Raw genomic sequence first — 18,068 nt, forward strand, 5'->3', positions numbered from 1 at the left:
ACAGGACACACGCCACTGTGAACTGCCACCCACTGCCCCATTGAGATAGAGCGCCTACGACACGTAAAATACAGGCTTTTCAGGCACCTGAAATTCTATTGGAAGTAGTGACGCATACTCTTCACACTCGCGTGGCGACATCTACGTGGCAGAACGTGGGAAGATGAAAGTACCCGACGAAGCGAGGAACCATGCCCACCCCAACCATCCCAACGCTCACACTGCCAACCGGAGCGCCTATTCCGCAGTTCGGTTTTGGCACGTACAAAGTGACTGAGGGCGTCTATGAAGCGGTGTCAAACGCGCTGGAGCTGGGGTATCGGCACATTGATACGGCTCAGATGTACGGCAATGAGCCAGAGGTCGGGCGTGCGATCGCAGATTCTAAGATCCCGCGCGAGGAACTGTTCATCACGTCGAAGTTGAACAACACGAACCATGAGCCTGACGTTGCGCGCGCAACTTTCGCTCAGACTTTGGAAGATCTGCGTACTGACTACGTGGATTTGTTCCTCATCCACTGGCCTTTACCCACGCTGTACGACGGAAATGTTGCCCTGCCGTGGAGTGCGCTGGAAGAGTTCTACGCTGATGGTCGTGCGCGCGCGATCGGCCTGTCGAACTACGAAATCGCGCATATCCAGGCGGTTCTCGACGTGGCGACGGTGGCTCCGCATGTTCTGCAGGTGGAGGCTCACCCCTTCCTCCCCAACAACGAGTTGCGCCAGTTCGCGCGCGATCACTCCATGGTGGTGGAAGCCTGGTCTCCGTTGGCACGAGGCCGCGCCCCCTTTGACGAAACCTTGGCCATGATTGGTGCGCGGATCGGGGTCAGCGCCGCTCAGGTAGCTCTGCGGTGGGCGTTGCAACGCGGAGACGTGATCTTCCCGAAGTCGGTGACACCATCGCGTCAGGCGCAGAACCTCGATGTCTTTTCCTTCACGTTGTCGGACGAGGACATGAGAGCCATCGACGCCCTAGACGAGGGCGAGGCAGGGCGCACCGGTTCGAACCCGAATACGATGAATAGGCTCTGACTAGCACTTTTACCGGCTCTTCTTCTTCAGCCCCCACCGCGCTTGTTCACCGTCAGCACGGGCGATCGCGTGCGAATAGAAGAAGGAAGCGAGCGCGAAACGGTCCATGAAACGCTCAAGGATGTCCAGCATGAGACGACGCCTTTTACTCACCCGTGCTGAGCGATAGCATCTACGTCATGACTGAAACCCATGCTCTCGACCAAATTCTTGCCACGCTGGATCCGACAAACGCCGGCGAATACGTTTTCGCCATCGTTGACGAGGTCCCAGCAGGCACCCACCCCTTCGCCGTCATTCGTGATGAGGACAAGCTGACCGCTGTTCTTCCCGTTGACGAAGCCGAAGCGGCCGGTCTTCCGACCGAAAAGCGCTACGCTCACATCTTCCTCGGCCTGCAGGCTGACCTTGATTCGATCGGTATTACCGCGACAATCGCACAGATCCTGTCGGCTCGTTCGATTGCAGCGAACCCGATCGCCTGCGCTCGTCACGACCACTTCTTCGTCCAGGCAGATCGTGCGCAGGAAGCTGCCGCTCTGATCGCTGATCTGGGTAAGAACGCTCGCGGATGGCTACCGAACGCCTGACGTTCACGTAGCATGTGCGCCATTTAATGTCGGCGAGAACCTTTCGAGGTTCTCGCCGATTGCGTTTTACCAGCCGAGCCCAAACAACCGCGCTTGTTCACCACCGGACCCGTCCGTCCACTGGCCCGACACCAGTACTTGCGCCGGTCAGACCCCATTGCGTGTGTTGGGCATGATCGCACCCCCTGCCCGTATCGAATGCAAAGAATCGTTCACCGACTCTGGGAGAACGTGCATTTGGCAGGTAGAATTAACCCCATGGCAAAGGAGCTTTCTCGAACCGACCGTGCCATCGTGCGTTTAGCCGATGGCACGGTAAAGCAGCAGAACCTTCTCACCGGAACCGAGGTGTGGACCGTTCCTGGACGCGGTCACCGCCCGTTATCGGTTCCCCCAGCTCACCCAATGCCCATCGATCACGATCAGGATGGATGCCACTGCGCCTTCTGCGATCAGCGTTATCTTGAAACTCCGCCGGAAAAGTCCCGTTTGGTACGTGACCAGGCCGGAAACTGGAGTGAACTGACCGGACTTCCCGCTGACCAGCTTTCCACGACGACAGCGGAGTTCCGTCGCATCCCGAACCTGTTCGAAATCGTGTCCTACAACTACTGGCATCTGAACCACGGCCACGTTCCCAGCGAAGCTGAACACCGTCGCATGGCGGAATACTTGGCATCCTCCGAAGGCTACGACCATGTGATGCGCGTGGTGCACGCTCGCCTGTCGGCCTCAGGTGTCAGCGATGGCGAAATCGACGCAATGTCGGATTCTGACAAGCTACAACAGGCGAATGGCTTCTTCTCCGGTGGCCACGACCTGATCGTTGCCCGACGCCACTACATCGATGGCGCGAAGGACACAACGCAGCTTGCTGGTTCAGGCACAATGACTCCCGAAGAGCACTTCCAGTACACGGCGTTCACAACGCGCACGATGGCGGACCTGTACACCCTTGACCCGAATGTTCGCTACGTCGCTGCGTTCCAGAATTGGTTGAAGCCCGCGGGAGCCTCGTTCGACCACCTGCACAAGCAGTTGGTGGCGATCGACGACTTCTCGGTGCAGACGGAAGCCGAACTGAACCGCCTGCGCTCCCAGCCAGATATTTACGACGATATTCTGACCGTCGCCGCCACGCGCAAACTGCTGATTGCGCAGAACGACCATGCGATCGCGATGGCGGGCTTCGGACATCGTTTCCCAGGCGTCGCTATTTGGCCCCTGCATTCCCCGCGCAATCCGTGGGAAGCTTCCGAAGAGCAACTTCGCGCCGTTTCCGACCTGTTGCACGCGGTCCACGCTGCGACCGGCGCCGATGTTCCCTGCAACGAAGAGTGGTACCATCGTCCGCCCACGGTTCGCACGCTGATGCGGTGGAGGATCCTGCTCAAGTGGCGCATTTCGACGCTGGCAGGTTTCGAGGGCGGCACACGCATTTACCTCAACACACTTGACCCGTGGCACGTGGTCGACCGCTTGGTCCCACGCCTGGAGGAAATGCGTGCAGCAGGCACGATCGCTCCGATGAAGATCGGCGCGGAATGTCGCGTGGACCCGCAGATGCTGGCTGACTGACGTTCAGCCCGCGAGCGCGCTACTCCACTGGTCGAGCGCCCACGTCGCGGCATTGGAGGACGGCTCGTTGACGGTGATGGCATCGTCTTGAGGGGTCATAAACCAGCTGGCCGGAGTGTTTTCGCCGGCGCTTTCTTCCAGCGGGTAGACGACTCCGTCCTGCGCTAGCGCGTGTTGCCCGTCCCAGCTCAAGAGCCACGCGGCTAGGGAGCGGACACCGTCAAGCTGGGTGGTCTGCGCGGTGGGCGCAATGTACAGGTATCGGGTGACACAGCTGCTTCCCATTGCGACGCCCTGGGATTCGATGCCGGTGTTCGACGTTGTGCGAGCAAGTTCGCGCATGGAGCCGACCATGTAGGGCAGTCGTTTTTCGCGGGTGCGACGACCGTTTGGGCTCCACTGAGTTCTGTGGCGTCTTTTTGTGCTTCAACTCCGCCCGTGAGCGAGGTTCCTGTCCATGTGGCTAAGGCGGCCTCGTCGTTTTCGATCATCACCGAAGCGGCTTTGAGCGCGCCCACCCACTGGCCGAATCCTTCGCCGTAGGAGGTGGCGACGCCGTCGATGAACGCTCGCCCGATGTCGGATGACACGGGGTCGGGGACAATCAGCGAGGCCGCATCACCGGGATTGCGTAGCGTTTCGAGTCCACTTGGGAGGGCATATCCGTTGACGCTCATCCAGGCTTTGTCGATGAGGACGCACACGTCGTTGCGCCCGTACGCCAACGCCGAGGCGGTTGCGGCTACTTCGGTGCCCGGGGTTGGCGTCAGAGAGAAGAGTGCGTCCGTCGCCAGTTGTGCTGAAGAATTCACGAGGCTCGGCCTGTCGATTCCGAGCACTGCATCGATGTGCTGGCCATCGAGAGCGAAGGCGGAATCAATCACCTGTTGCGCGACGTCGTAGCCGGTTGCTTGGTGGAACGCCTCAATAACTGAGTCGGGAAGTTTTTCTGCCTGAGTGACACCGATGGTGATAGTGCCTGTTCCTTTGGACGGTTCGGGGGCGCCAAGGGTGGAGGCGTTCTCGGACTGCTGGCCGGATGTGGAGTCGGACGAGTGTGGAGATGAGCCGATCGGTCGCGAGAACGGGTCGGTTCCTGAGCCGATGGACGAAGAGCATGCGCTCAGCGCCATGCACATCACGACAATTGCGACGGATGTGGGCATTACGCGACGCAGGTTCACTTTAAGCTCCTCGGATCTGGATCCCAACACCCCAAGTCTACGGCTCGCGTGTGGAATCGTGGCACTCGGGTGCACTCTTCACGTGTCGTGGGGCATGATTGAAGCAGGAATTTACCGCACGTGGTGTGTTGTCGACAGAATTGGAGTGTCCCATGGAGGATTTCGGCTGGAAGATTGCAAGCGCTGGAGCGATGGCTCTTTCTGCTCTTGCCGCAGGAAAGGTCACTGAGCTCGGCTGGAAGCTGGTGACGGGACACGATATTCCGCGTGAAGACGATGACGAGGCCGCGATGGTGTCGCTGGTTCTCTTCGCCGCTACGTCGGCGGCGATCGTAGCGGTTGCTCAGCGTTATGCTCTGCGAGGCGCCAAGAAGTGGTACGGTCCGCGCGCTCCTCAGATTGAGGACTGACAGCTCTTTTTCAGACGCTGAATCTGAGCGCTTCGGCGTGATCACTCGGGCGTGGCTCTGGACTTGATGTCCCCTTTGACTCAGCCGTGATTGCTACAGCGCGGAGTCGCGATCAGCTTTCAACCCCGGAATAACGGGGAAGAACGTGGTCAGGTCAGTGCGCTCACCGGTCGCCTGAACGCGCCCATCCCCTGTTGCTTCGTCCCAGGTAATGATGCCTGTGGCCAGTTGTAACCACACCTGCATAGTCGTTTCGACGACTGCGGGTGGCGTCCCACGACGATGCGTTGTACCCGTAATAATCTGAACCGCGCCCGCAGGTGGGACACGCACCTCGACCGAACGGCCGGGGTGTAAAACTGCGAGTTCCTCAAGAGTGAAACGCACCGCTGTTAAAAGAATGGCACGTTTCGTTTCATCCCGCTCACGCATCCACGTGCGCAGAGCATTCATGCCCTGATCGGTTGGAATCTTCCGGTTAGCCATAGTGCAATCGTAGTCGCCCGGCATTTTCGGGGCTGAATGCGGGTAGACCCCTATATCTTTATTCGCTACTCTCAGACAGGCTAGACACGTAAAGTCGCTCATAGAGTGCCCATCGATGATGCGGGGCTAAAGCTTCGCTCCTCATTTATTAAGGAGATGCATGAACCAGGCAGGCTCTGTTGAGCGCCCAAGCGACGCTGAAAAGCCAGCAGGCACTATGCCTCCATGCGCCTCGTACACTCCTTCAGCTGTCGATAGACTCTTCATCCCCGCAAGTGTCGCCGATATTCCCGAGGCCTCGCGCTACTGCTGGGATGCCGACGTTCTGCTGGAACTGTCAGGCGCTGATCGTATTGGTGAAATCAGCGCACGTCGTACGCAGTTCTTCGATGACCTTGGCGATTTAGCCGATGAGGTAACAGACTCGTTCTTTTCCCTTGACTCCTGGGGACATGCGTTCGGTCACCGACTGCGTGAAGCTGTCGAACGGCGTCAGACGTTGTGGCTGGGAATCTTGCCCGCGCACCTGTTAGAGAAGCTCCGTACTTTTGCTGGCGACCCCGCGCTTGTTCGAGTTGCGGGCGTTCCGTTGGACGACGGATCTTTGCCGGTTGCTATCAACCCGATTGCTCTGATCAATCAGTGGAAGACGTCTGAGGTCACTCGCCGGTATCTGCAGCGTGTTCTTACGGGCGCGGATTCTCTCCGCGCGACGAGAACCGCCATCCATGCCTTGCGGGAGGCTGGCGTGGCTTTCCGTGACCGCTCATTCGCTATTCGAATGATGGTCAATCCGACGTTCTTGGCCTACCTGGTTGTGTTCGTCTACTCGTCACTGCGGGCACTACCGGTTGCTTTTGTTCCGGGGTTCCACGGGAAAGTCTGGGTTCTCTGGTCGATCGACATGATCACCGCTATTCCCTACACATGGGGCGTTCTGGCGATGGTTGCTGGTCGCACGTTCTTTAAACGCGTCATGGGGTTGATTGTCACTATCGTGACCTTCGTGTCCCCCTACGTGTATTTCTGGATGCACGGGCGTCACTATCCACCAATGGTGATCGTGTTCGTCGCCGCGATGATTATTGGCGCCATCGCGTTAGAAGGATTCCGCTGGTGGCGCGACCGCGTCGTGAAACGCACGCTTGTGAATTCGGTGAGTTAAAGCGTCACTCGGCTGATCTCACTGCCCTGAAGTCACTTCGCAGAAACGGCGGGTCCCTGATAGGTGCGCACGAACCCGGTGAAGAGGAACCACGCGGATGAAATCCAGAAGATGATGTTCGCCCACATCGGGATAGTGGGGAAGACTGCGACCATGAAACAGGTGACGGCAATCCAGATGACTGTGACGATGATGTTCGAGGTGCGGTTCTTCTCTACTCGCATCGGATGCGTGAAATAGAGGGGAACCAAGGTCAATACCGCCAGCATCAGCGTTGTCACGACGTTCATCCACGCCGGCGACTGGGTAATGTACATCGTCACGGCAACGATGTTCCAGGCTGCGGGGAAGCCGACGAAGTAGTTGTCGCTCGACTTTTCCCCATCGTTGGCGTAGCAGAACACCGAGGACACGGTTGCGACGATCGCCATCAGCATCGCAACCCACTTCGGACCAAACGGCAGGTAAAGGTACATGAATACTGCCGGCAGGAACGTCCACGTGATGTAGTCGATGATGTTATCCAGAACCGACCCGTCGAACCACGGGATCACTTGGCGTACGCAGGCTTTACGTGCACACGTGCCATCCACGCCGTCGACGATCATGGAGATGCCCAGCCATAGCCACATCAGTTTGATCTGACCTTCAACAAGCGCGACGGCCGCGAGGCAGGCAAAGACAAGGCCCGACATGGTCAGACCATGAACTGCCCAAGCTGCGATAACTCGTTTAATACCAGCGGGTCCACATTCGCCTGTTGTGGGAGTTGGGGCAGGTAATGAAGAATCATTGTGATCGGAATTCTCCGCCGTATTCGTCATACCAGTGGTCACGTCATGCTCCAGTCAGTCGTTTTTGGGATGAACTGGAACCAGTTTCACCCTTCACGTCGACAAAGTGTAGCGATCACGCCGGTGTTCAGGGAAGAATCAGGGCTACCCCCAAAACGAATCATAAGCAAGGCGAGACTCTCGTCTCTTTTCTCATTCATTCCTCGCGATGCTCACTGTCGGTGTTAGTCCGGGCACCATCGCATTAACGGTATACCAATACAACACAGACCCGGGGTGGGTGCGGTTTGTGCACCCACCCCGGGCCGTATGAGTTCAGTCGTATTTCAGAATCGGTCTCGCAGGGCAGCTTCTGACTGAGCGCGAAGGTCGTCCAGGTCGGCGATCCAACCAACAGACTCTCCCGAGTCAGCGAGCAGATCAGAGCCGTGAAGAACCAGCATGTCACCACCGGTCGTACCGATGCGAGCAAAGTCAATGCCTTCTGCCTGGCAGGCAGCGTAGACCGCGTCAAGTGCACCTTCAGGAACGGCGATGATCGCTCGTGCCTGCGACTCGGAGAAGAGCATGTCGAAGTCGCTCAGACCGTTCTGACCCTGTGCACCGGTCAGGTCGAAGGCACCGCCAATTCCGAAGCGGAGCACCGAATCAACGAGAGCCTGTGCCAAGCCACCGTTCGACAGGTCGTGTGCCGAGCGGATCAGCGGGCGACCATCCGGACCATCGGCCTCGGACAGGGCACGGACCACGTTGCCGAGGGCAACTTCAGCCTTCAGATCCACCTTCGGCGGGCGACCGCCCAGGTGATCGTGGCAGATACGTGCCCACGCGGAACCGTCGAGTTCCTCTTGAGTCTGGCCGAGCAGAATGACTGCCAGGCCTTCCTCGGTGAAGCCGGACGGGTTCGCACGCGTCACGTCCTTCATGATGCCGAGCATACCCACAACCGGCGTCGGGTTAATCGACGAGGTTGGAAGGTTCTTCTCGGTACCGGACGAGTTGTAGAGTGACACGTTACCGCCGGTGACGGGCACGCCCAATTCGATGCAGCCGTCGGCCAGACCCGTCATTGCGGTAACCAGCTGCCACATGGCGTCGGTGTCTTCGGGGTTACCGAAATTGAGGCAGTCGGTAATCGCGACCGGTTCGGCGCCAACGATGGCGACGTTTCGGTAGGATTCCGCGAGTGCTTGTAGCGCACCTTCACGAGGATCGAGCTTCGTATACCAGCCGTTTGCGTCGGTGGCCAGGGCAACGCCGAGACCGGTTTCTTCGTCGACGCGGATAACGCCGGCATCATCGGGCTGAGCAAGAGCGGTGTTGCCCTGCACGTAGCGGTCATACTGATCGGTGACCCAAGCCTTAGAGGCTTGGTTAACGTTGGAGATCACCGCGTTGATATCCGCGAGCAGTTCTCCACCAGTTTCGGGACGCTTCAGGGATGCGGACGTGTTCGCCTGCAGTTCGTCCTGCCATGCTGGGCGGGCGTAGGGACGGTCGTAGACCGGGCCGTCATGGGCAACGGTCTTCGGGTCAACGTCGACGATGCGGTGTCCGAAGTGGTCGATGGTCAGGCGACCGTCACCGGTCAGCGTGCCAATGATCGACGCCTCGACGTCCCACTTGTTGATGATCTCGAAGAAACGTTCCTTGTCTTCGGGGGTCACGATCGCCATCATGCGTTCCTGCGACTCGGACATCAGGATTTCGCCTGCGGTCAGGGTCGGGTCACGCAACAGCACGTTCTCAAGGTCGACGTGCATACCAGAATCGCCGTTAGAGGCCAGCTCGGAGGTGGCGCAGGAAATACCTGCGGCACCGAGGTCCTGGATACCCTGAACGACGTCCGCTTTGAACAGGTCGAGGCAACATTCGATGAGGACCTTCTCCATGAAGGGGTCACCGACCTGCACGGAGGGACGCTTGGCGGGCATGCCGTCTTCGAAGGTTTCGGACGCCAGAATCGATGCGCCACCGATGCCGTCACCGCCGGTGCGCGCGCCGAAGAGGACAACCAGGTTGCCTTCACCGGTTGCGTTTGCCAGGTGAATGTCGTCGTGGCGCAGGGTACCGACGCAGAGCGCATTGACCAGCGGGTTGCCCTGGTAGGACGGGTCAAATTCGGTTTCACCACCGATATTCGGCAGGCCGAGGCAGTTGCCGTAGCCACCCACGCCGGAAACCACACCGTGAACGACGCGCGGGGTATCCGGGTGGTCAACCGCGCCGAAACGTAGCTGATCCATGACGGCGACCGGGCGCGCGCCCATGGAGATAATGTCGCGGACAATACCGCCGACGCCGGTTGCAGCACCCTGGTAGGGTTCAACGAACGACGGATGGTTGTGCGACTCAACCTTAAAGGTCACCGCCCAGCCGTTACCGATGTCGACGACGCCAGCGTTCTGCCCCATGCCGACCAACAGGTGGCGCTTCATTTCTTCGGTGGTGCGCTCGCCGAACTGCTCAGCGAGGTGCTTCTTCGATGACTTGTAGCTGCAGTGCTCTGACCACATGACGGAGTACATCGCCAGCTCAGCGTTCGTGGGGCGACGACCCAATATCTCGCAGATCTTGGCGTATTCGTCTTCCTTCAGGCCCAGTTCTTTCCAGGGCATATCTTTCGTGGGGGTTGCGGCCGCATCTTCTGTCGTATCCGGCAATTCCCGAGGATTCTCTGCTTTGACCTTCGCGGTCATACCTGCTCCATTCGTTACGCACGTTTCGGTTCGCGTCTATGAACGTTTCGTGAAAAATTCAGCGGGCGTGGCCTCGTATCTATTCACGAGGCCGCACGTCGGATTACCCCACTAAGCCCATCAGGGCGGACTGGAAGATCTTCAGGCCTTCGGTACCACCGTGTCCGGAGTACACGCCATCCTTCGTGGCCAGCGGACCAAAGCCCGCTTCGGTCGCGTGTTCGGGGTGCGGCATCAGACCAACGACATTGCCCGCAGCATTTGTCACGCCAGCAATATCGTTCGCGGAACCATTCGGGTTCAGGCCGATGTAGCGGAAGACGATGTGGCCTTCACCTTCGAGGCGCTCCAGCTCAGCCGGGGAGGCTTGGAAGTTGCCTTCACCGTTCTTCAGCGGAACCGTGAAGTGCTCGCCAGCGCTAAACGCACGCGTCCACGCGGTATCGGCGTTTTCGACGCGCAGTTCCTGGTCGCGGCAGAAGAATTTCTGATGATCGTTACGGATCAGAGCGCCGGGAAGCAGGTGCGCTTCGCAGAGAACCTGGAAGCCATTGCAGATGCCAAGAACGGGCATACCCTTACCGGCTGCATCGACAATTTCACCCATCACGGGAGCAGTCGCAGCAATTGCGCCACACCGCAGGTAGTCGCCGTAGGAGAAACCACCGGGGATGACGACCGCGTCAACGCTGTGCAGGTCGGCATCCTTATGCCAAAGAGCGACGGGCTCGCCACCGGCAAGGCGGACGGCGCGCGCAGCATCCCGGTCATCCAAGGTTCCCGGGAAGGTAACAACACCAATGCGGGTCACTTGGTGGCCTCGCCTTCATCCAGCGCCTCGACGCGGACAACATCTTCGATGATCGGGTTCGACAGAACTTCTTCAGCTGCCTTGCGGGCATCCGCGAGAAGTTCCTCGGTGACCGGGCCGTCAACCGTCAGGTGGAAGCACTTGCCCTGGCGAACAGAAGCAAAGCTTGTGATTCCAAGCCTCGGAAGTGCAGATCCCACTGCCTTACCCTGGGGATCCAGGATTTCCGGCTTCGGCATCACTTCCACGATGATTCGCCCCACGGCGTCCTCCTATTGTGCGTGCGGAATTTCCGCGTGTTGGGTGACGGGCTTGACCCGCTTAATTGGTGGTGATGGTTATAGTGTCGGTTCTTCGCCGGTCAGGCGAACAAACGCTTCGATGTAACGGTCGCGAGTTGCGGTCACAACGGATTCCGGAAGGACGGGCGGGTTTTCTCCCGACTTCTTGTCCCATCCGGATTCGGCGCTGGTCAGCCAGTCGCGAACGTACTGTTTATCGAAGCTCGGGGTGATCTGGCCGGGCTGCCACTGGTCGGCGGGCCAGAATCGCGAGGAATCAGGGGTCAGGATTTCATCGCCCAGGACCAGGTTGCCTGTTGCGGGATCCAGCCCGAATTCAAACTTGGTGTCGGCGATGATGACACCGCGCTCGGCAGCGATTTCGCGAGCACCTTCATACAGGGCGATAGAAACGTCGCGCAGGCGAGACGCAAGTTCTTCGCCGACCATTTCAGCTGCGCGTCCGAAGGAAATGTTTTCGTCGTGATCGCCCAGTTCCGCCTTGGCAGCGGGAGTAAAGATCGGGGTTTCGAGGCGCGAGGCTTCAACCAGACCCTCGGGAAGAGCGATATCGCAAACGGTGCCCGACTCTTTGTATTCGACCAAGCCGGAACCCGTCAGGTATCCGCGAACGACGCACTCGATCGGAATCATATTCAGAGCCTTGGCAACCACTGATCGACCAACGAGGGGAGCCGGAACGCTCAAAGGATCTGTGGCATCAGTTTCAGCAGTGATGATATGGTTTTCAATCACGTCGCGTAGCTGTTCCATCCACCAGAGAGCAAGCTGGTTCAGCACCTTGCCCTTGCCGGGGATTTCCGACGGCAGAATGTAGTCGTAGGCGCTGATGCGGTCCGACGTCACCAGAAGAAGACGGTCAGGTGTTTCCTGATCAGCGGGCGCGTAGATGTCACGCACCTTGCCGGAGGACACATGTTTCCATCCTGGAAGTTCCATAGCAGTCATTACGCGTCCTCCGTCTCTATTCAGTTCAGTTCTTAGCGTCTAGCTCGGCCGGCCAGGTTGCAATGTCTTTACGGTGATGCTCACCAGCGAAGCTGATCCAATCGACGCCCTCGTAGGCCTTGGCTCTGGCTTCTTCAACGGTTGCGCCGCGTCCCACGACGTCCAACACACGCCCACCGGAATTCACCAGCATTTCGTCGGGTTCGAACCCGCAACACCCCAGTGCAACCTCCTCCGCCGAAGATGTGATCTCAAAACGAGTACCCGCGTGAATAACATGCACGCCGTCGACAGCTTCCGCGTCCTCAATGCCTGTGATTTCATGTCCGGTATCGGGTGTGTCCGGGTAGCCACCCGATGCCATCACAACCGTGACCACCGCATCCGGGGACCAGATGGGAGCAGGCAAATGAGCAAGCGTTCCCCTCGCCGCGGCGTAGAGCAGGTCAGCAAGTGACGAATCGAGGCGTTCAAGAACAACCTGCGTCTCAGGATCACCGAAGCGAACATTGAATTCGACGACGCGAATACCTTTCGACGTCATTGCCAGACCGCAGTAAAGCAGCCCCACGAACGGGGTTCCGCGACGAGCCATCTCGTCAACGGTCGGCTGAGCAACAGTCTTCACGACCTCGTCGACAACCGAGTCATCCAGCCACGGAAGCGGCGTGTACGCACCCATGCCACCCGTATTCGGACCGGAGTTTCCGTCGCCAACACGCTTGAAGTCTTGAGCGGGAACTAGCGGAACAACAGTCGTGCCATCGCTGACGCAGAACAGAGAGACCTCGGGGCCATCCAAGTATTCCTCAACCAAGACAACGCCATCTTCATGGTTCAGGCAGGTGGTTGCGTGAGCAAGCGCCACATTGCGATCATCAGTCACCACAACACCCTTGCCAGCGGCAAGCGCATCATCCTTCACCACGTAGGGAGCGCCGAATTCGTTGAACGCAGCCTCGGCCTCTTCGGTCGTACGGCAGGTGAAAGCGCGAGCGGTCGGAACACCAGCTACTTCCATGACCTCTTTAGCGAATGCCTTGGACGCCTCAAGTTGAGCAGCAACCTTCGACGGGCCAAAAACCGGGATACCTTCAGCGCGCACAGCGTCAGCGACGCCGGCGACAAGAGGAGCCTCAGGGCCAACAACAACCAGGTCCACTCCGCGACCCTTCGCGCGCACAGCGACATCATCCGGATTCAGCGGGTTAAATACAAGTGATTGCCCCAGTGGTTCAAGCCCCGGGTTACCCGCCTGAACAATCAGTTCAACCGGATCAGATGAAGATGCAGTACGTACGAGGTTTCGGGCGAGGGCGACCTCGCGCCCCCCATTTCCCACTAAGAGGACCTTCATGGCTTCAGCCTATCGATGTTTGCGAACTGGCGCGACACTCGTCCAATTCCGCCCAACGTGGGACGTGCCACGAATCCACCTTCCGCGCCGCTCAGTTTCGTGATTGACGAGGCCGGATCCGACCTACCATGCGCCATTCGAATCGCCGGTCCGAGTAGTCGCAGACGAATCTTCATCAACGTCAGTGCTACGACGCAATCGACGTTCAATTTCTTGACGACGTTGTTCTTCTGGGGTCAATGGCTTCGATTCTTCATCGCCCTCCCGGTCCGACGAATCACCCTGCTGACTCTGTTCTTGACCGCCACCGGAAGAACTCTGGCCCGAAGAGTCGCTGCTCTGCGAATTATTCGACTTATCAGGCTTACCTTGTGCGCGCTGACGCTTATTCTTCAAGCGCTCGCGAGCCCTACTTGCCTGCTCAGATTGGGAAGATTCTTCCTGATCAGCAGATCCGTCACCCGACCCCTGGTCAGGCTGAGAGTCTCCGCCCTGCCGGTCGGCCTCGTTATCCGAAGACGAACCGGACTGCGACGAACTCGATTGGTCGGAATCGCCAGACTGACCGTGATCGCCACCTTGGCCCCCTCGGCCACCGGAGGACTGATCCTGCGGATCCGACGTGTCTTGCGGCCGGGAATCAAGAGTGCACGCAACAAGCATTTCATCCGCCTGCTGGTAATTCTGATCCGCTTCATCGCCCTTGCCGGATTCCGTCGCCTGGTCGCCCAATACCTCGAGCGCAAGAGCAGTGTTAATACGCACCTGACACTCGTAAGAGAAGGCTTGAATGTGCCCCTCTTCGTCCTGTGTAGCCTTCGGGACGCCTTCAAGAGCAATCTGCAATTCGCTGAGCGCCTGACCTGCTTTGCCCTCTTTCAAAAGAGACGTGCCCACGTTGTAATGCGCCACCCATGACTCTGGCCCGTAGGTCGTCAACGTACGTTGCGTTGAATACTCGCCCGTTGCCTGGGTGTACTCGCCCGCCTGCCACTGGTCTCGCGTGTGATGAGACCAGACGGGAAGCCCCACAAGGAACGACGCAATCAGGCTAGCAATGACAATGAGGGGCGCAGACCAGAGGAGTATGCGCAGATCATCCTTTGTTCGCTCCCGCTTTGCCGGAACAGGCTGGCGTTCAGGATCACCGGCAGTACGCCCACCGAAGGGAAGCGCGACCTCGTACTTATTCGCCTTACGGGTGTTCTTCTTAGATGGCACGAGCCCTCCTCATGTTTCGGGCTTTACCTGCAACGATCGCGGTTTCCCACTGAAGCATTCCGCCCAAGAACAGGGCAAACGGCCAAATCAGGTAGCGTGCTGCCTTCACTTGGGCTCGCTGAGTGGCCACTACCTGCGAGTTTTCATCCAGAGTCGACGCAGCCTGTTTGACCTCGGCAGTTGCCGGCGAGTGGATGTACGTCAGCCCCGTTTGCTCGGCAATGTCTTTCAAGGCGTCCTCGTCAATGCGCGTAATCGCGATCGGAGAATCCGGCTCGGAACCATCGCGAATGTACTCGTCTTCGACCACTTCATCTGCTTGATCGCCCGACTGAGAGTCTTCGGTGTATCCGCGCTCCTGTGCGTCACCCGTCAGGCGACGCACCTTCATCGGCCCACCCTCTTTCGTGCCGTACCCGATGATCGCACCACCGTCGACGTATCGGCTCATCAACCCCCACGAAGACGTACTCATGTCGTCGATGGGACTCCAGACGTCTTCATTCGAGCTTTCCCCGTCAGAGAAGACGAAAAGCCCACGGATTGCGTCCGGATCTTGTTCTTCAGCGTCAGACAGCGCACTGAAAAGAGCTGAAGCCGGACGATTCGGTGTCGACCCGTGGGACGAGTCAGAAAGCTCCTGACGCAGGTTCGTCAGATAGCTGTCGGCAGCATCCCGATCCGTCGTCAGAGGGAGAACCGTGCTGACATTCGAATCCCAGACCATGATCGTGATGCGAGCACCCGGCATTGCATCAAGGATGGTCTGAACGTCCTGTTTGACACCCTCGATTCGAGGCCGATCGCCATCCCAGTCTTCACCCGCCATCGATCCTGTCCGGTCGATGACAATCCACGCTTCGGCCGCCGAGCCAACGTCACTTGCCTTGCCAGGAATGGAGGGGCCCGCCATCATAAAGACCAACAGAGCAACGATCGTGGCACGTCTGGCGGCTTCACGTTTCGATGTGCGAGTACCTCGCTTCAGCCCAAGCAGGACCAGCGCGAATCCAACAAGCGCCACAAGAATGAAAGCTGTTAAAGAAAACACGGGACGGAAGAACATGTCAGAGCCTCCCGATCGCAAGCAGACCGAGGAACCCGATAATGCCAACAGCGGCAAGACTGAGGAAGCCAGCCGGCTTATCGATCTCAAGAACCTTCGCATGCTCGGACAATTCGATGCGCTGTAGAGATTCGATTTCTTGGATGATCCCTTGGACGCTCGCAGCGTCGGAGGCATCATAGAAGACACCGCCGTTGTCTTCGGTCAGCTCTTTCAGTTCTTCACCCTCGGTGGTCAGCAGGTCACCATCCCCGGGATACAGGGTGGTCACCTGAACGTTCTGCTGATGAGCAAAATCAAACGCCTGAGCAAGCGTGTAAATCTGCGGACCGTTGATCTCGTTATCCGTGGCAAAAAGAATCAGACGTGAACGGTCTTCGCCGGAGTGGTCAAAACTCAGCACACACGACGCCAAGCCGTCGCCTGCAAGCGACGCGGCTTCTTCTTCGTCGTCAAGGGTCGCCGCCGTGTAGTCAATCAGCTCCTGCGTGACATACACGCCGTCGGCGCTTTCACCCAGGTAGCCTTCCTTCATGATTCGGCTCATCTCGTCGAGCTCAGACACCGCAAGGTCGTAGTCGTTCGTCAGCGGGAACTTCACCAACGTGCGAGAATTCCACAGGTTCAAGCTGATTCTTTCGCCTGCAAAATGCTGAACAATCCGCGAAAAAGCATCGCCGATATTCCCGTCGTAGGGGATCATCGACCCCGACGTATCCAGGCACAAAACAATGTCACGTGACGCCGTCTTCTCATCCTGGATCACGCGATCAATGGGTGCCCCGGCACTGAATGCCACGCCGACAATGCCCAAGCTCAAAAAGACAATCGCGCCCGCAAGCATGATGCGACTACGCCTGACCAGGCGTTTAAAGCCGGGCAACGTTGAGATATAGCCGGAATGCGCCACCCAGCCTCGTGAATCATTCGCGATAGAGGACGAGGCCGCACGCCTCCACCCAACGACCAACGCGACCAGGGCGGCTCCGATAACGAGAACAACGAAAAAGGTGAACTTCACTGATCGATCACCTTCAACGCTGACTCAAGAAGCGTCGACACCCACTTGCGCGTCGGTTGGCCGGAGAACGAGGGTTCGACGCAGCGCTCCATCAGATGCACGTACGCCGGCCACATCGGCACGAGCGCGCGAATCTCAGCGACCGTCGCGGACTCAAGATTGCGCCCCGTCCGCTCGGTCCCCAGCGCGCGCATCAAGCCCGCAACCGCCAAGTGAACCTCGGATTCGTTCCATTCTCCGGCGAAGAAATTCGCTTCGATCTGCACAAGATTGTCACGGTATGCACGACGTTGCTCAGCGCTCAGATCACGCAGGCCCCGCGGACGATTCGCATCCGACTTCCACCAGCGGACAAGGCACGCCACAATCCACGCGACGATGACGAGGAACAGAATGAGACCGGCAACCCACATCCACTCGGGATACACGACCGGCTCGCGAACACCGTCCAGAATGTTACCTGACACGAATCCCCCTTTCGAGGGCGCTCATCAGAGCACGCGGCACGTCCTTCGAGCCCGAAACCGACACTCGGATCACACCGCGATGATCCAGTAGGGACGCGACCTCTTGACGCCTAGCCGACACGATCAACTTCGCCTGGTCAGCCAACTGCGTGTCACCCAACAGGAAATCCGGCAACGGCCCCTGATCGACATCGACAATGCGAGTTCCCTTCGGCAAGTCCATCGGATTCATATCATTCACAGACACCACGATCACCGCATGTTTGCGCGTCAGCTTCGCTAAGACTGCATCCGCTTGCGAACCTGGCTCAGGCTGGAGCGAATCCGTTGCCAGAACAATCAGGGACCTACGACGAATCGCAACACACGCTCGCTCAAGAAGCGCCGTCACATTCGACGCGGGTGTTTCAAGCGTGATCGTCGGGCTGAGCCGTCGCAGAAGCATCTCCGCGTAGGCATTACCTGAACGCGCCGGGGAAATCGTGATCTTCTGACTATCCCCTGAAATCGCACCCAACTGATCGCCACGCGCTACCGCCAACCATGCGATCGCCTCACAGGCACTGGCGACAACATCAATCTTCGGCTCGCCCGATGGAGCAAGCGCCCCCATCGAACGCCCCGTGTCGACCAGCAGGACAACCTGCAGGTTAGCCGTCGACTCATAGCGACGAATAATCGCCTGCCCTGTACGAGCGGTCGCAGCCCAATCAATATCCTGGACGTCATCGCCCGCATGATATTCGGCAAGATCAAGAAAATCCCAGCCACGGCCCGGACGCGCACCGGAATGCTGCCCATCCATGATGGACAGCAGTTTGCGCATGATCGGCAAGCGCGCACGCGACGACAACGCGTGGATCTCGCGACTACGAACGGGCATGACAGCGTATCAGCTTCCTAGAATTCGACCGAAATAACATGAAGCGGGG

Annotated in this window: 20 protein-coding genes; 5 read left to right on the plus strand and 15 right to left on the minus strand. The window is 58.6% G+C overall.

The features are described 5' to 3' along the window. Window positions 1–191: 191 nt before the first annotated feature. Window positions 192–1,037, plus strand: coding sequence for an aldo/keto reductase (locus G5S47_RS07140; RefSeq protein ID WP_006680287.1), 846 nt, complete (start codon window positions 192–194; stop codon window positions 1,035–1,037). A gap of 9 nt (window positions 1,038–1,046) precedes the next feature. Here the strand turns inward: G5S47_RS07140 and G5S47_RS08555 are convergent, their stop codons facing one another. Continuing rightward, the gene (locus G5S47_RS08555; protein ID WP_006680288.1) at window positions 1,047–1,169 is read right to left on the minus strand and encodes a hypothetical protein; all 123 of its coding nucleotides are present in this window, start codon (window positions 1,167–1,169) and stop codon (window positions 1,047–1,049) included. Between the two features lie 47 nt (window positions 1,170–1,216). Here G5S47_RS08555 and G5S47_RS07145 point away from each other — a divergent pair, with 47 nt between their 5' ends. Continuing rightward, entirely contained in the window at window positions 1,217–1,627 is a 411-nt protein-coding gene (locus G5S47_RS07145) for an ACT domain-containing protein (protein WP_040318393.1), read from the plus strand. A gap of 258 nt (window positions 1,628–1,885) precedes the next feature. Beyond that, complete coding sequence (locus tag G5S47_RS07150; protein WP_006680290.1) at window positions 1,886–3,205, plus strand: DUF4921 family protein; 1,320 nt, start codon at window positions 1,886–1,888, stop codon at window positions 3,203–3,205. 3 nt (window positions 3,206–3,208) lie between these two features. Here the strand turns inward: G5S47_RS07150 and G5S47_RS07155 are convergent, their stop codons facing one another. Together G5S47_RS07155 and G5S47_RS07160 are read right to left on the minus strand one after the other, a co-directional pair. Beyond that, window positions 3,209–3,490 (minus strand): hypothetical protein, encoded by a 282-nt coding sequence (locus G5S47_RS07155; RefSeq protein WP_219585469.1) that lies wholly within the window; start codon window positions 3,488–3,490, stop codon window positions 3,209–3,211. Then, window positions 3,409–4,389, minus strand: a complete 981-nt coding sequence (locus G5S47_RS07160; protein ID WP_219585470.1) for a type 2 periplasmic-binding domain-containing protein — start codon at window positions 4,387–4,389, stop codon at window positions 3,409–3,411. The genes G5S47_RS07155 and G5S47_RS07160 overlap by 82 nt, the downstream gene beginning before the upstream one ends. A 152-nt stretch (window positions 4,390–4,541) precedes the next feature. On the opposite strand from G5S47_RS07160, the gene G5S47_RS07165 reads away from it, so the two are divergent. Further along, a complete protein-coding gene (locus G5S47_RS07165) occupies window positions 4,542–4,799 on the plus strand; it encodes a DUF4235 domain-containing protein (protein ID WP_006680292.1) in 258 nt (85 codons plus the stop codon). 93 nt (window positions 4,800–4,892) lie between these two features. Here G5S47_RS07165 and G5S47_RS07170 read toward each other — a convergent pair whose 3' ends face one another. Continuing rightward, window positions 4,893–5,285, minus strand: a complete 393-nt coding sequence (locus tag G5S47_RS07170) for a sterol carrier family protein (RefSeq protein ID WP_040318326.1) — start codon at window positions 5,283–5,285, stop codon at window positions 4,893–4,895. Window positions 5,286–5,445: 160 nt separating this feature from the next. Between G5S47_RS07170 and G5S47_RS07175 the strand changes: the two genes are divergently transcribed. Further along, window positions 5,446–6,450 (plus strand): hypothetical protein, encoded by a 1,005-nt coding sequence (locus G5S47_RS07175; protein WP_006680294.1) that lies wholly within the window; start codon window positions 5,446–5,448, stop codon window positions 6,448–6,450. Window positions 6,451–6,482: 32 nt separating this feature from the next. On the opposite strand, the gene G5S47_RS07180 is transcribed toward G5S47_RS07175, so the two are convergent. The 11 genes from G5S47_RS07180 to G5S47_RS07230 all read right to left on the minus strand — a co-directional run bounded on the left by G5S47_RS07180 (window position 6,483) and on the right by G5S47_RS07230 (window position 18,019). Beyond that, complete coding sequence (locus G5S47_RS07180) at window positions 6,483–7,286, minus strand: CDP-alcohol phosphatidyltransferase family protein (protein ID WP_006680295.1); 804 nt, start codon at window positions 7,284–7,286, stop codon at window positions 6,483–6,485. A 284-nt stretch (window positions 7,287–7,570) separates the two neighbouring features. Beyond that, a complete protein-coding gene (gene purL / locus G5S47_RS07185) occupies window positions 7,571–9,943 on the minus strand; it encodes a phosphoribosylformylglycinamidine synthase subunit PurL (RefSeq protein WP_006680296.1) in 2,373 nt (790 codons plus the stop codon). A 103-nt stretch (window positions 9,944–10,046) separates the two neighbouring features. Then, window positions 10,047–10,754, minus strand: a complete 708-nt coding sequence (gene purQ, locus G5S47_RS07190; RefSeq protein ID WP_219585471.1) for a phosphoribosylformylglycinamidine synthase subunit PurQ — start codon at window positions 10,752–10,754, stop codon at window positions 10,047–10,049. Continuing rightward, window positions 10,751–11,017, minus strand: coding sequence for a phosphoribosylformylglycinamidine synthase subunit PurS (gene purS / locus G5S47_RS07195; protein ID WP_006680298.1), 267 nt, complete (start codon window positions 11,015–11,017; stop codon window positions 10,751–10,753). Before purS ends, purQ begins: the two co-directional genes overlap by 4 nt. Window positions 11,018–11,092: 75 nt before the next feature. Further along, a complete protein-coding gene (locus tag G5S47_RS07200) occupies window positions 11,093–12,004 on the minus strand; it encodes a phosphoribosylaminoimidazolesuccinocarboxamide synthase (protein WP_219585472.1) in 912 nt (303 codons plus the stop codon). A 25-nt stretch (window positions 12,005–12,029) separates the two neighbouring features. Then, window positions 12,030–13,361, minus strand: a complete 1,332-nt coding sequence (purD, locus tag G5S47_RS07205) for a phosphoribosylamine--glycine ligase (RefSeq protein WP_219585473.1) — start codon at window positions 13,359–13,361, stop codon at window positions 12,030–12,032. Window positions 13,362–13,484: 123 nt separating this feature from the next. Beyond that, on the minus strand, window positions 13,485–14,582 hold the full coding sequence (locus G5S47_RS07210; RefSeq protein ID WP_219585474.1) for a hypothetical protein: 1,098 nt from the start codon (window positions 14,580–14,582) through the stop codon (window positions 13,485–13,487). After that, window positions 14,572–15,648: a vWA domain-containing protein gene (locus G5S47_RS07215; RefSeq protein ID WP_219585475.1), complete on the minus strand. Its 1,077-nt coding sequence runs from the start codon at window positions 15,646–15,648 to the stop codon at window positions 14,572–14,574. Before G5S47_RS07215 ends, G5S47_RS07210 begins: the two co-directional genes overlap by 11 nt. Before the next feature lies 1 nt (window position 15,649). After that, window positions 15,650–16,669 carry a vWA domain-containing protein gene (locus tag G5S47_RS07220; RefSeq protein ID WP_103632481.1) on the minus strand — a complete coding sequence of 340 codons (1,020 nt, stop codon included), beginning with the start codon at window positions 16,667–16,669 and terminating at the stop codon, window positions 15,650–15,652. Further along, window positions 16,666–17,136 (minus strand): hypothetical protein, encoded by a 471-nt coding sequence (locus tag G5S47_RS07225; protein WP_103632482.1) that lies wholly within the window; start codon window positions 17,134–17,136, stop codon window positions 16,666–16,668. The genes G5S47_RS07220 and G5S47_RS07225 overlap by 4 nt, the downstream gene beginning before the upstream one ends. After that, complete coding sequence (locus G5S47_RS07230; protein ID WP_103632483.1) at window positions 17,126–18,019, minus strand: DUF58 domain-containing protein; 894 nt, start codon at window positions 18,017–18,019, stop codon at window positions 17,126–17,128. The genes G5S47_RS07225 and G5S47_RS07230 overlap by 11 nt, the downstream gene beginning before the upstream one ends. Window positions 18,020–18,068: the final 49 nt, after the last annotated feature.

Source organism: Schaalia turicensis, from assembly GCF_019380255.1.
GTDB lineage: Bacteria > Actinomycetota > Actinomycetes > Actinomycetales > Actinomycetaceae > Pauljensenia > Pauljensenia turicensis_A.

What these genes read in the sequence shown, in the direction of transcription:
- G5S47_RS07155 (WP_219585469.1), bottom strand. Translation starts at nt 3,490, where the DNA reads ATGGGAAGCAGCTGTGTCACCCGATACCTGTACATTGCGCCCACCGCG.
- G5S47_RS07215 (WP_219585475.1), bottom strand. Translation starts at nt 15,648, where the DNA reads ATGTTCTTCCGTCCCGTGTTTTCTTTAACAGCTTTCATTCTTGTGGCG.
- G5S47_RS07200 (WP_219585472.1), bottom strand. Translation starts at nt 12,004, where the DNA reads ATGACTGCTATGGAACTTCCAGGATGGAAACATGTGTCCTCCGGCAAG.
- G5S47_RS07230 (WP_103632483.1), bottom strand. Translation starts at nt 18,019, where the DNA reads ATGCCCGTTCGTAGTCGCGAGATCCACGCGTTGTCGTCGCGTGCGCGC.
- G5S47_RS07145 (WP_040318393.1), top strand. Translation starts at nt 1,217, where the DNA reads ATGACTGAAACCCATGCTCTCGACCAAATTCTTGCCACGCTGGATCCG.
- G5S47_RS07165 (WP_006680292.1), top strand. Translation starts at nt 4,542, where the DNA reads ATGGAGGATTTCGGCTGGAAGATTGCAAGCGCTGGAGCGATGGCTCTT.
- purL (WP_006680296.1), bottom strand. Translation starts at nt 9,943, where the DNA reads ATGACCGCGAAGGTCAAAGCAGAGAATCCTCGGGAATTGCCGGATACG.
- G5S47_RS08555 (WP_006680288.1), bottom strand. Translation starts at nt 1,169, where the DNA reads ATGCTGGACATCCTTGAGCGTTTCATGGACCGTTTCGCGCTCGCTTCC.
- G5S47_RS07175 (WP_006680294.1), top strand. Translation starts at nt 5,446, where the DNA reads ATGAACCAGGCAGGCTCTGTTGAGCGCCCAAGCGACGCTGAAAAGCCA.
- G5S47_RS07170 (WP_040318326.1), bottom strand. Translation starts at nt 5,285, where the DNA reads ATGGCTAACCGGAAGATTCCAACCGATCAGGGCATGAATGCTCTGCGC.
- G5S47_RS07140 (WP_006680287.1), top strand. Translation starts at nt 192, where the DNA reads ATGCCCACCCCAACCATCCCAACGCTCACACTGCCAACCGGAGCGCCT.
- purD (WP_219585473.1), bottom strand. Translation starts at nt 13,361, where the DNA reads ATGAAGGTCCTCTTAGTGGGAAATGGGGGGCGCGAGGTCGCCCTCGCC.
- G5S47_RS07150 (WP_006680290.1), top strand. Translation starts at nt 1,886, where the DNA reads ATGGCAAAGGAGCTTTCTCGAACCGACCGTGCCATCGTGCGTTTAGCC.